We start from the raw sequence: 13,001 nt of genomic DNA on the forward strand, positions 1-13,001 counted from the left end.
TAAGTTACATCGTGGATTGAATGCTGGTGAGTTGTTGAGCGGTATAGTCAGCGATTGCGGTGTCTTGAACGCCAGTCCCTGTTAAATCACATACCGAAACATCGTCAACACGCCTCGAGTAGGGGTGTTTGCCGCAAATGATGTCGCCAAGTTCGACTAGGCTACGGGTGAGCGGTTTGTCTACACTGCGTAATTCGCCAAGTGATTCTGACTGACTGATTCGATCAACCACCAGATGCTCAGCATTTAGGATGACTGAGGTGGCAAGCTCACGTTTATGAGGACTGTCTGAACCCATAGCGATCACGTGTGCTCCTGATGGGATATCTTCCCAATTCAGCAAAGGTTCTTTTGATGGCGTTGTCGTGACAATAATGTCGGCTTCTTGGCATGCTTGCTGGATAGAGGAGTGTACAGATACGGATAGATCGTATCGTTGCTCCATGCGTTGTTTGTAAGCCTGCGATTTTGTGTTGTCTCTTGCCCAGATGTTCACTTGGGAGATTGGCCTAACTAATTTTATCGCAGCGACTTGGAGTTCTGCTTGAAGCCCACTGCCAATAACCGTAATTTTGGATGCTTCTGAGTTCGACAGGTATTTCGCGGAGATAGCGCCGGCGAGAGCAGTACGAATGTCGGTTAGATACCCTTCGTCAAACAATACGCTATCAACCAGCCCTGTTTTCGCGCTAAAGAGCACCATCAAACCATTTAGGCTGGGTAGTCCCAGTTTTGGGTTATCAAAAAATCCTGGGCTGATTTTTATCGCGAAGCGCTCATTACCTTTGATATGCGCCGTTTTTACATCCACTTCGCCGTTATGCTCTTCGATTGCCATACTAAGAACCGGAGGCATGGTGACGTTGCCTTGCCCAAGCGCTTTGAAGCCATTTTCCACGGCCGCTAACGCATTAAGATCTAACTGAGTTACTTGCTCTATCTGAGATTTATTATAGATTTTCATTCGCACGACCTCGGTTATTTTTTGACTTGGCGGCCGATTTTTAATGCCGTCTCAAAAGTGTCTGAAGAGACGTTTTTTCCACTGAGCACCAAAACGACTTTCTTACCGCGTAAGTCCAGTTGATGCTGGTGAATGGCGGCAAGCCCCACTGCGGCCGCGCCTTCTACGGCAAATTTTTCTGCATCGAAAATATCTGCCATGCCTTTGGCGATGTTGTGTTCACTGACTAAAAACGCTTTATCCATGACTTCTTGCACGAGTTTGAAGGTATAGCGATTGTCTAAACCTATGCCGCCACCTAAGCTGTCAGCAAACGATTCGTGCTCTTCAACTTGTACTGGTTTTCCTGCTTTAATGCTTTCTACCATCGCTGCGCCTTTGTCCATGGAAACGCCATACACGTTCACTTTGCTGCTGTTTGATTTTGCGGCTAAGCCAATACCACCAATCAATCCGCCGCCAGATAGCCCGGCGAAAATGACGTCGACATCAGGAAGATCTTCAATGATTTCTAGTCCAATGGTCCCTTGTCCGGCGATGATGTCTGGGTGTTCGAATGGTGAGAGATAGGTCATCGACTCTTCTTCTGTTAGCCTCAATGCTTCTCGCTCCGCGTCGTCTTGAGCTTGCCCAACAATTCGAACTTCTGCGCCTAATGCTTTAATTGCGTCGACTTTGTTTTGTGGCACTAAATTGGACATACAAATCACGGTGCGGACTCCTAGTCGTTGCCCAGCATAAGCCACGGCACGGCCGTGATTACCAGTAGAGCAAGTGACGACGCCATGTTGTTTTTGTTCCTCACTCAGTTTGTTCATGGCATGAGTCGCTCCACGCAATTTAAAAGCACCAATAGGTTGTAGTGTTTCCAGTTTTAACCAAATTTCACATTTATATTGTTGCGATAACAGTGGTGAGTGAAGTAATGGTGTGCGACTGACTAATCCGTTAATCGCTTTCTTTGCGGCAAAGATTGCTTGTGTTTCCATGTAGTACGTCTCTTAGGACCGCCCCCTCTAATTTGGTCAGAGGGGGCGGTAATCATTGGTAGGTTTGTGAGTTGGTTAATTCGCGGCTATTTTGGCTGCCACTGTTTAGACGTGACGAGGTTATCCATCACTTTATTGACCGCTTGGTGCGCTTTGTCGACAATAGTGTCGATGTCATTACGGTTCGCGATAAGCGGTGGAGCAAAGCCGAGGATGTCACCATGTGGCATGGCACGAGCGATTAAGCCTTGCTCTAAACAGGCTGCCGCGATTTGCGGACCCACTTTCAAGTTTGGATCAAAGTGTGCTCGGCGGAGTTTGTCTGAAGAAAACTCCAACGCATGCAACAAGCCAACGCCACGAGTATCACCGACCAATGGATGATCGTTAAACGTCTCCGCCATACGTTGCTGCAAGTAAGCGCCGACTTCGGCTGCGTTTTGCACCAGGCCTTCACGTTCAATGATATCGAGGTTGCAGTTCGCGGCTGCCGCTCCCATTGGGTGACCGGAGTAGGTATAACCGTGTCCGATAGCACCCCATTGGTCGGTGCCGTTTTCTAGCACACTCCAAACTCGTTCACCGACGATCACGCCAGATAGCGGTTGATACGCAGAGGTTAACCCTTTCGCTACCGTGATGAGATCCGGTTTCATGTCGTAGTGCAGCGAACCAAAATCGGAGCCGAGGCGGCCAAAGCCACAGACCACTTCATCCGCAATCAAGAGTACATCGTATTTGTCGAGTACTTTGCGAATCGCCTGCCAGTATCCTTCTGGTGGTGGCACAATACCACCAGTACCGAGCACTGGTTCTGCAATCATCGCTGCCACCGTTTCAGGGCCTTCTTCCAAGATCATCGCTTCGAGTTGATCCGCACAATATTGAGAGAATTCAAGCTCAGACATGCTCTCGTCTTCACGGCGATAGTAATACGGCGCCATGGTGTGCTTGATGCGCTCAAGCGGTAAATCAAAATGTGCGTGGAACAGAGGCAACCCTGTCATTGAACCCGAAGCGATACTTGAACCATGGTAGCCGCGATCACGGGAGATAATTTTTTTCTTCTCTGGTAGACCACGAGCATTGTTGTAATACCAGACCAACTTAAGTTGAGTTTCGTTCGCATCACTGCCTGACATGCCGTAGTAGACTTTACTCATGCCTTCAGGCGCCATTTTGATGATGCGATCTGACAGTGTCACTAGTGCTTCGTTGGTATGACCGACGTAAGTATGGTAGTACGCCAGCTCTTTGGCTTGTTCATAAATGGCATCGGCCATTTCAGTCCTACCATAGCCAATGTTCACACAATACAACCCGGCAAAGCCGTCTATCAGCTCGATGCCTTCTGAATCGGTGATGCGTATTCCGCTTCCGCTCGAGATAATTCTTCCCGAAAGCTCCCCAGCCGCATACTGCTTCAGGTGGGTTGAGGCATGAAATACTCTCTGACGGTCGATCTCTAAAAGTTGTTGGGTTTTGTTGCTCATGATCCTTCTCCTCGAATAATTGGATATCCATATTTCGTGCCTTAACTGCCACTGACGGTTGGTAAAGCGCCTAAGCAGCAGTATTTGATTTCACTGTATTCTTCAAAGCCGTGGCGACTGCCTTCTCGTCCAAGCCCTGACTGTTTCACGCCGCCGAATGGGATAGGGTGGCCAGTCATCTTGACGGAGTTCACGCTCACCATGCCAAATTCCAAACCACGCATGCAGCGCCAAATTTGGTGAATATCGTGGCCATAAACATAGGCAGCTAAGCCGTACTCAGTGTCGTTGCTCATTTCAATCACGGTATCTAAGTCTTGGTAAGGCAACACGCCTGCCACAGGACAAAAATTCTCTTCGCGATACACCGCCATATCAGGGGTGACATCGGCTAGCAATGTCGGCGCGAAGAAGTTTTCGCCTGGTACGGGCTGGTGGTATCCCGCTACCAATCGCGCGCCTTTGTCGAGTGCGTCACGCACCAAATCATGCGCTTTATCCACCGCAGTGCGATTGATCAGCGGCCCCATGGTGGTTTTTTCATCTAAACCATTGCCTAAAACGATGTGGCTCATTTCTTTGGCAAACGCTTCCAAAAACGCTTCGTACTTATCTTCGGGGACGAAAATACGGTTTGCGGCCAAGCAGTCTTGTCCTGCAGTTTGAAACTTTGCATCCACGGCGGCTTTGGCTGCTTGCTCGACATCCATATCTGGCAGCACGATGAAAGGGGCATTACCGCCGAGCTCCATACTGCACTTCTTCACGGTTTGTGCCGCGTCGCGCAGCAGCAACTTACCCACTCGAGTTGAACCTGTGAACGAGAGTGCTTTGACTTTATCGGAGTGACACAAGGTTTGTGACACCATCACCGCATCGCCAGTGATCACGTTAAATACACCAGGTGGAAAGCCAGCTCGGTCTGCTAATTCTGCCAAGGCCAATGCGGAGAAAGGCGTTTCACTGGCAGGTTTGATGAGCACCGGACAGCCTATAGCTAATGCTGCGGCGGCTTTACGGGTGACCATTGCATTAGGAAAATTCCATGGTGTAATCAGAGCTGCGACACCAATCGGCTCGCGTACCGTCGATAGCTGCGCATTCGGAATATGACTTGGGATGGTTTCTCCATAACTGCGGCGTGCTTCCTCTGCAAACCAGCGAACAAAGGATGCGCCGTAGTCGATTTCACCCAAAGCATCACCTAATATTTTGCCTTGCTCCATAACCATCAAACGAGCAAGATCTTGTTTTGATTCTAAAATCAGATCGTGCCAACGCATGAGAATTTCAGCCCGTTCTTCTGCTTGCATTTTTCGCCATTGACGAAAGGCTTGGTCGGCTTCATCAATCGCTTGATAGAGTTGTTGCTGAGATAGCTTGGTGATGTAGCCGATGACCGTACCATCTGCTGGATTATCCACCGGATGAAATTGGTCACCACTTACCCATTTGCCATTTATGTACGCTAAACCTCTCACCAAACGTACGTCTTTCATTATCGCCATCATGTCGTGCGAGGCTTTTAATTCCTCAGCATGTAAGCTGTGCAGTGCTGTCATGAGTCCTTCTCCCAGCGTCGTTGTCCATAGTTAAACTGTAATGGAGAAGTGACCGAAATAATTTCTGATGCCGAGGTTTAAACCATCAAAACTTTCTTTTCCACACCGTTAGATATGGTGATTTTTCTGGTCGTCTTTTAAGCGTATTTTCCCTTTTAGAACAAGGCGTTTTGGTTCACTTCTAATGTGCCTGCATCACGTTTGATTGTTTTCGTCACGATGTAAGTAAAGTAGCGCTCAATGCCCACCTCTGACTCTAACCAGTTGTCGATAAGCCGCTGATATTGATCAATATCTTCCGACTGAATTTTGAGTATGTAATCGACACCGCCGCCTGTGGCATAACAATCAGTGACTTCTGGTGAGTGTTGAACCAGTTGCTCGAAACGTTTGAATGCTTGGGCGCTGTGCTCTTTGAGCGTAACTTCAACCATGACCGACGTTCGTTTGAACAAAACATCGGTATTTACTTTTGCCCCGTAGCCTTCAATGATGCCTGCTTCTTCCAGTTTTTTGACACGCTCCCAGCAAGGGCTCACGGATAGGTTAATGGCCTCGGCAAGGTGAGATTTGGTAATACGGCCATTGTCATGAAGTATTTGTAGAATTTTTACGTCGTAGCGATCGAGGCGCATAATTGGTCTCCCTGTAAAATACCAATCAGTTCAGAATAGTTGATGACTGGTCAACCGCTATAAGGTGGCCCGAAGGCCACTCCTTTTTCTGTTATTGATTGAACTCTTGTTCCAGTGAGCTCAGCACTGCTTTACCGCTGTCGCCTGTAAGCTCGATGTATTTGTCCCGCATTGGCATAGAGGCTTGTTTAAATGCTGCACGTTCGTCACTGTCGAGTTTGATCATCTGCATATCTGGTTTTGCTTGCTTAATTTGATCAAGACGTTTTTGGTTAAACTCATCCTGTTTTTCAAATATAAAGTCAGTCATACCAGCGATGACTTTATTGACCTGATCTTGGCGGTCTTGTGGGAGGGTTTCGAACCAGCTGTTGTTGGTAATGACAGTAGTAGTAAATTGTTGTTGTCCTGCCCAGATCATGTAGTCATTCACTTCGTAGAACTTCATTTCTTCGATAGCAAAAACGGGGTTTACTTGACCATCGATCATTTTAAGTTGCAGAGCGCCATAGACTTCTGAGTAGGGTAAAGGCGTAGGGTCGGCTCCAAACGATTTATAAGCCTCAACCAGCATTGGCGATGCCATCACGCGTATTTTGAAGTTATCAAAATCTTTTGGAGAACGAATCTCACGGTTGGTCGTCCACACCATTTCACCTTCTGGATACATAGTGAGAAGTTTGAGGTTTTTCTGTTCTAGCTTTCCGCCGAGTGTGTCATAGATAGTAGGGCTTGAACTCAGCACTTTTTTATTCACATCATTGTCTTGCGAAAGGAGGTAAGGGATGGAGAAAACCTGCATTTCGGGCACGAATGAACCAAAAATACCTGGCGATGCGTTGGTAAATTGGATAATACCGTTCGCAGTAAGCTCGGTAAGATCTTCTGACTGACCTAATGTGCCGTATGGATAGACTTCCACTGTGACGTCGCCATCGGTTGCATTTTCGATGCGCTTTTTAAACTCTTGCGCATAAGCATCTTGCACCGAGCCTTTGACTTCTTCTAGAGCGAATTTCCACGTCTCTGCATAAACATTGCTGGTGGCAAAGCTGGCAGCGATCAGTACGGCACTCGTTAGGTAGCTGTGTTTCATCGGATTCATCCATTTCTTCCTTAATCAGTTTGTGAGTCAATTCACCAACGGCAGGTGATACACCAGACCCGATGTTGTGTCGTGTTTAGGGCGTGTTGACCTTTCGAGCTGATTTTTGCAGCGATTTGTGGGTGGCCTGCATAAAAAGCCGATAACGCAGTAGAAATGAACCACAAAGGCTGCCCGAAGGGTTCGAGCTAGGCGCCCCCGCAAAAATCGTTTTATGCTTTGTTGAAGACCATTTGCTTAGAATGACTAGGCTGCATAGTCTTCGCCGCGCCTAAAACGATTTTACCTCGAACAAAATTTAACCGCGAAAGGTCAATACGCCCTAGTAAGAGTTAGTTTAATTCGCCACAGTCTTCGGCAATTACGGCGACCGTGTCACCAATGTTGACCATGGCAGGGAAACGACGTGCAGCAAAAATCCCACTGCGCTGCGCTTTGTATTCGATTGGGTCGCTCCCTGTACGCTCGGTTGAATAGATTCTTGCCAGTACATCGTCTTGTTTGATGGTATCGCCAAGCTCAAATAAGTATTCGGTGATACCGTTGTGCTGGCTTTGCACGTAGCAACTTGCATCGGGCATATCAAGCAACCTAGTTGGCAGGGTTGGTTTTTCGTAATCACCTGATAAGTTGCCCGAAAAACGCAAGAAGTTACGAATACCACGGTCGGCATAAGCGATGGTTTCTGGAGTGCTGGTTCCGCCACCTCTGAGCTCTGTGGTGACGAAGATTTTGCCTTGAGATTCCACTGCGGTGTCGTACAGGCTGGTGGCGTCCATTTCGAGCAAGATCATGGTGTAAGGTGCGCCAAACAGTTTCGCACCTAAGATGCATGCTTCTTCTTGATCGAGGTTGTCGAGACGATGGGCTGCGGCGAAAGGCACGATGTCTAACGTTTTTCCACCTGAATGAATGTCTAACGCAAAATCGCACATGGGTACTAAGTAACGAGTAAAGTAATCCGCGATTTTTTCGGTCACTGAGCCTACAGGGTTTCCGGGAAAGCTGCGATTTAAATTCCCTTTATCGATAGACGATGTGCGCGAGGCATTTTGTACCGCAGGTAAGTTCATCATTGGCACAATAATGACGCGACCTTGGATTTGCTCTGCTTGAAGCGAGTTTGCCAATTTAAGCAGGCTGGTAATACCTTCGTATTCATCACCATGATTACCGCCAGTAAGCAGCGCCGTTGGCCCGTGACTATTTTTGATCACGGTGATAGGTATCATGATGCTTCCCCAAGCGGAGTCATCATGGGAATAGGGCAGCGCTAAAAAGCCGTGCTGCACGCCTTCTCGGTCAAAGTCTACGGTGGCTGTGATCGAGCTCTTTTGCATATCGAGTCCTTTTTGTTCTTAAGCCTAGTTCAACAGAACTTACGGTTTGAAAAATTAGTGTTTAACAAATAAGTGGCGTGGAAAATCACACAGTGTTTTTGCACCATCACGGGTGATCACAATGCTTTCGGTGGTTTCTAACCCCCAATCTTCAAACCATAGCCCCGGCATAAAGTGGAATGTCATGCCTTCTTTTAATACGGTTTTATCGGTGTCTCGCAAGCTCATGGTTCGTTCGCCCCAGTCAGGAGGGTAGCTCAGACCAATTGGGTAACCACAGCGAGCGCCTTCACGTGAGAATCCTGCTTTATCGAGAACCTGGTTCAATGCGTTGGCGATGTCGGCGCAAGTATTGCCTGGTCTTGCGACTTCTAAGCCTGCTTCGAGACCTAAAGTTAATGCTTCATCTGCACGTTTGAATTTGTCGTCCGGTTCCCCAAGAAAAATAGTGCGAGAGAGTGGGCAATGGTAACGGCGATGCGCGCCAGCGATTTCGAAAAAAGTACCTTCGCCTTTTTTGAAAGGCCTATCATCCCACGTTAGGTGAGGTGCAGAAGCATCAGAACCAGATGGCAAAAGCGGTACGATCGCGGTGTAATCGCCAAAGTGATCTTCATGCCCAAGTACTGCCTGGCGGTTAATCTCGGCGACAAGGTGATGTTTCGGCAATCCTGGCTCGATCATATCGAACGCGACACGATGCATGTTTTCAACAATGCGAGCTGCGCGGTACATATAAGCCAGTTCTTGATCAGATTTAACGGCGCGACACCAATTGACTAGCCCGGTTGCATCGAGAAGTTGAGCATTCGGTAAGTGCGTGGTGAGTGACTCGTAAGCAGTGGCACTAAAGTAATAGTTATCTTTTTCCACCCCGATACGGCCGCGATCCCAAAGACGCGGGGCGAGTACCGCTTCTACCAGAAAATCCATTGGGTGTAATGGTGGGTTCATTACATAATGGTCTGGGTAGTAGGTGATATTTTCTGCCGACATATACGCAGTTCTGTATGCCCCATTGGCATCTTGGCAGCGCCCAAACCAAACAGGCTCGCCAGATGATCCTACAACGACACATTGTGGGACATAAAAAGACCAACCGTCATAACCTGTCAGCCATGCCATGTTAGAAGGATCGTGAATGATAAGGACATCCAACTCTCGTTCTTCCATCGACTGCCGAACTTTTGTTAATCGGTCCTGGAATTCATCCAGTGTAAAATGCAAAGCAACGCCTCTCATATTTTCTCCTTGTTAAAAATCCGACGCCTTATGGGCCTTCGGAGACGTTGAGGTATTTCTACCTTCCACCAGGTCAGCCAGACCTGCGTTTAAAAACTATTGCAACTCACCACTGCGGCTGGGTTTGGATTAAACGATGCCATTTAATATGTTTGTTGAATCTATATTTCTCATGTCAATCATTACAATTGTGGCTCATTTTTGTGCATTACACCGCATTTGATGGCTAAAAACTCGCCATTTGTTAAATTGAAGTTACAATGAGCATTAAAAATGAATCAATTAAAATATTGTGTCATGACAATTTCTTTGAACCCGATCATTCGCCCAGGCACCGCTAAGTACATCTCCATTGGCAATTATCTTGTCGAATGTGTCCGCAGTGGTTACCTAAAACCCGGTACTCGACTACCCACACATCGTGAGTTTGCGGAGCAAATTGGCGTGAGCGTACAAACAGTCAGTCATGCATATGGTTATGCAGAGAAAAAAGGTGCGCTCGAGTCTTGGGTGGGAAACGGTACGTTTGTAAAATCAGGCTTTGTGGATGAAAGCACGGACACGGAGTTCATGCTGACGCAAGAGATGAAAGAAACGCCGGATGAAATTGATATGTCGATCGCTCATCCGGTAGTAACTGATCGCCACATTACGCTTTTTAATCAGGCGTTAATGGAAATTGCTGGGCAAACAAACAATCGCAGTTTGATCAGTAAAGCAAAGCCAGTAACAGGTCAGCCTCATCATATTGAGTCCGGAGCGCGATTTCTCAGTAGCCAAGGGTTAGACGTTGGTACCGATCAAATATTACTCACAAATGGTGCATGCCATGGCTTGACCTTGGCTTTAAGCACTGTTGTTGAACACGGTGATTTAGTCGCTTGTGGTCACTTAGTCGATCATGGCTTGATCTCTCGCTCAAGAATGCTTGGATTTAAGTTGCAGCCGCTTGAGATGGATGAGTTTGGTATCACGCCGGATGCATTTGAATGGGCATGTAAACACAAACCAATCAAGGCGCTGTGTTGCACACCGAGCATGGCCAATCCGAATAGTGCGCATATGGACATTTCGCGCCGAGAGGCGATAGCAAATATTGCGAAGCAGTATGAGATCTACGTGATTGAAGATGACGTGTATGGGGCACTAGAGCCCAATCGTGTCCCACCTCTCGCCGCACTGTTACCCGAGCAGGCTTTTTATGTCACCAGTTTAACCAAAGTCGTAGCGCCAGGTATGCGTACGGGCTATTTAACGGTCCCACGTCATTTTTTGCAGCATGCGATTGGCCGTTTAGCTGCGACGAGTTGGTCTGCGACCCCGTTACCGTTTGAAGTCGCTCATTTGTGGATCGAAAACGGTACATTAAATCGACTTGTTCGATTTCAAGTCAATGAATTTGCCAAGCGCCAGCGAATAGCAAAAGCCACCTTAGAAGGGCATGTTTATAGCTCACACCCTAATGGTCAGCACATTTGGTTGAGGTTACCCGAGCAGTGGAGCAGTGATGATCTGGTCGCTTCGGCTAAGCGTTCTGGGGTGCAGATCACGGGGTATAAACCTTTTGTTCTCGATACTAATCAGCCAATGCCTTACGTGCGAATCAGTTTGGGAGCAGAGACTAATCGAGGTTACATTAAGCATGGGTTATCTGTGATTGCAGAAATTCTCGATACAAACCCTCCAACCTCTCACTTTTTGGTCTGAGCAGTATGCTCTGACCAATTTTTTCTGCGAAAGCGCCAAGTTCAGAAAATCTTTCTTATTCACCTGATTGACTTGATTGTCATGAAAAAGATAACGTTTCATTAACATTTTTGTTGATCAGGAGCAGCGCGGATGAAAGGGATTTTTCAGTGGCTAGATAAATATATACAGAAAGCGGAGGCGGCACTGCTCATTGGCTCGGTGCTTCTTATTGCGTTGAACTCAATTGCTAACGTGTTAGGGCGCTACCTCTTTAGCCAAAGCATCTACTTTTCAGAAGAACTCAATTATTTCCTCATTATTGCCGTCACGTTTATTGGTTGCAGTTATGCTGCCCGCCAATCTCGCCATATCCGTATGACGGCATTTACCGATATGCTTCCAAAGCGTATACAAACTTTAGCCAACGGCATTATTTATTTACTCACCGCCGCATTGGTGGCGGTGCTAACTTGGTATTCGTGGCAATACATTGGCAAGGTGAGCCAAATGGGGCGTCTTTCTCCTGCAATGCAAGTACCTTTGAGTTGGGTGTACTTAATCGCACCGATTGGCCTTTTCTTTAGCACGGTTCAGTTCGCGCGTGTGGGTAGTCGCCATATCAAACGTTTCATAATGCTGACAAAGCTTTCACGCTCATCTCGACCAGATGGCATCGGCTCTGCCACTAAGCAGGAGAAAGCGCTATGACGACCGCTCTTGTAGCAACGATGATCACGTTGTTGGCTTTTGGATTTCCGATGTTGGTACCGCTATTAGCGGCGACCATGTTGGGATTTATTGTTTTTCTTGGTCTGGGGCCAGATTTCATGATCCAGCAAATGCTTGCTGGCATCAAACCCGCTGCGTTGATCGCAGTACCGATGTTTATTCTCGCGGCAGAAATTATTACCCGAGGCGTGGCAGCAACGCGCTTGCTAGATGTCGCAATGGCGTTTGTTGGGCACGTTCGTGGCGGTCTGGCGATCACCTCATCGCTTAGCTGTGCGATGTTTGGTGCGGTATCTGGGTCTACACAAGCCACCGTTGTTTCTGTTGGCTCTATTATGCGACCGAAAATGTTGGAGTATGGTTACAAAGACAGCTTTGCTCTGGCTTTGATTATTAACGCCTCTGACTTAGCGCTCCTTATTCCACCGAGTATCGGTATGATCATCTATGGTGTGGTGTCTGGAACATCGGTTGCTGAGCTGTTTATTGCTGGTATTGGACCGGCGATCGTGATTTTATTGATGTTTTCTGCCTACTGTTATTTTTATGCAGGCAAAAGCTCTGTAGAAAATGCCCCGCGAGCAAGCTGGAAAGAACGTTGGACCACAATACGTAAAGCGGTTTTACCATTTGGTTTTCCGATCATTACTGTTGGCGGTATTTATGCTGGAGTATTTAGCCCTACCGAAGCGGCGTCGGTTTCGGTGTTGTACGCTGTGTTATTAGAAATGGTTATCTTCCGTAAAGTGAAATGGAAGGAGCTTGGCGAAATCGCGCTTTCTACGGGCATGGTTACCGCGGTGGTATTTATCTTAGTCGCAGCAGGGGCTGCTTTTTCTTGGGTAATTTCATTTGCCCAGATCCCGCAAGAATTGTTGGGTATGATCGGGATTAATGATCTTTCGCAGACCGAGTTACTGGTCGTTATTTCAATTGCGTTCTTTATTGGTTGTATGTTCGTTGATCCAATCGTAGTGATGCTGATTTTGATCCCTATCTTTGCACCTGTGATTAAGTCCTCTGGCATTGACCCGGTACTGGTCGGCACCATCGTGACCTTGCAAGCTGCGATAGGTTCTGCAACACCACCATTTGGCTGCGACATCTTTACCGCAATTGCCGTGTTTAAACGCCCTTATGTAGAAGTGATTCGCGGCACACCACCGTTTGTGTTCATCTTGCTTTTGGTCTCTGTGATGCTGATTTTCTTCCCTTCGATTTCACTTTTCTTACGTGATTTAGCGTTTCGATAG

11 protein-coding genes are annotated in these 13,001 nt (G+C 47.4%); 3 read left to right on the top strand and 8 right to left on the bottom strand.

All coding sequences use genetic code 11. From position 1 onward, the window contains the following. Positions 1 to 4: 4 nt before the first annotated feature. The 8 genes from CBX98_RS07890 to doeA form a co-directional block, all read right to left on the bottom strand. The gene (locus CBX98_RS07890) at positions 5 to 964 is read right to left on the bottom strand and encodes a cyclodeaminase (protein ID WP_109168914.1); all 960 of its coding nucleotides are present in this window, start codon (positions 962 to 964) and stop codon (positions 5 to 7) included. Positions 965 to 978: 14 nt separating this feature from the next. Next, entirely contained in the window at positions 979 to 1,953 is a 975-nt protein-coding gene (gene eutB, locus CBX98_RS07895; protein ID WP_109168915.1) for a hydroxyectoine utilization dehydratase EutB, read from the bottom strand. A gap of 86 nt (positions 1,954 to 2,039) precedes the next feature. Then, positions 2,040 to 3,446: an aspartate aminotransferase family protein gene (locus CBX98_RS07900; protein ID WP_053808062.1), complete on the bottom strand. Its 1,407-nt coding sequence runs from the start codon at positions 3,444 to 3,446 to the stop codon at positions 2,040 to 2,042. 41 nt (positions 3,447 to 3,487) lie between these two features. Continuing rightward, the gene (locus tag CBX98_RS07905; RefSeq protein ID WP_109168916.1) at positions 3,488 to 5,008 is read right to left on the bottom strand and encodes an NAD-dependent succinate-semialdehyde dehydrogenase; all 1,521 of its coding nucleotides are present in this window, start codon (positions 5,006 to 5,008) and stop codon (positions 3,488 to 3,490) included. 155 nt (positions 5,009 to 5,163) lie between these two features. Further along, complete coding sequence (locus CBX98_RS07910; RefSeq protein WP_006741393.1) at positions 5,164 to 5,643, bottom strand: Lrp/AsnC family transcriptional regulator; 480 nt, start codon at positions 5,641 to 5,643, stop codon at positions 5,164 to 5,166. Between the two features lie 91 nt (positions 5,644 to 5,734). Then, entirely contained in the window at positions 5,735 to 6,748 is a 1,014-nt protein-coding gene (dctP, locus tag CBX98_RS07915; RefSeq protein WP_053084244.1) for a TRAP transporter substrate-binding protein DctP, read from the bottom strand. 332 nt (positions 6,749 to 7,080) lie between these two features. Next, positions 7,081 to 8,088 (bottom strand): N(2)-acetyl-L-2,4-diaminobutanoate deacetylase DoeB, encoded by a 1,008-nt coding sequence (doeB, locus tag CBX98_RS07920; RefSeq protein ID WP_109168917.1) that lies wholly within the window; start codon positions 8,086 to 8,088, stop codon positions 7,081 to 7,083. A 54-nt stretch (positions 8,089 to 8,142) separates the two neighbouring features. Continuing rightward, on the bottom strand, positions 8,143 to 9,330 hold the full coding sequence (gene doeA / locus CBX98_RS07925; RefSeq protein WP_005392731.1) for an ectoine hydrolase DoeA: 1,188 nt from the start codon (positions 9,328 to 9,330) through the stop codon (positions 8,143 to 8,145). Between the two features lie 273 nt (positions 9,331 to 9,603). Here doeA and CBX98_RS07930 point away from each other — a divergent pair, with 273 nt between their 5' ends. The 3 genes from CBX98_RS07930 (at position 9,604) to CBX98_RS07940 (ending at position 13,001) form a co-directional block, all read left to right on the top strand. Next, complete coding sequence (locus CBX98_RS07930; protein WP_080936811.1) at positions 9,604 to 11,037, top strand: PLP-dependent aminotransferase family protein; 1,434 nt, start codon at positions 9,604 to 9,606, stop codon at positions 11,035 to 11,037. Positions 11,038 to 11,169: 132 nt separating this feature from the next. Beyond that, positions 11,170 to 11,727, top strand: coding sequence for a TRAP transporter small permease (locus CBX98_RS07935; protein WP_006741397.1), 558 nt, complete (start codon positions 11,170 to 11,172; stop codon positions 11,725 to 11,727). After that, positions 11,724 to 13,001, top strand: a complete 1,278-nt coding sequence (locus tag CBX98_RS07940; protein WP_005392736.1) for a TRAP transporter large permease — start codon at positions 11,724 to 11,726, stop codon at positions 12,999 to 13,001. The genes CBX98_RS07935 and CBX98_RS07940 overlap by 4 nt, the downstream gene beginning before the upstream one ends.

Source organism: Vibrio sp. T9, assembly GCF_003123985.1.
GTDB classification, from domain to species: domain Bacteria; phylum Pseudomonadota; class Gammaproteobacteria; order Enterobacterales; family Vibrionaceae; genus Vibrio; species Vibrio diabolicus.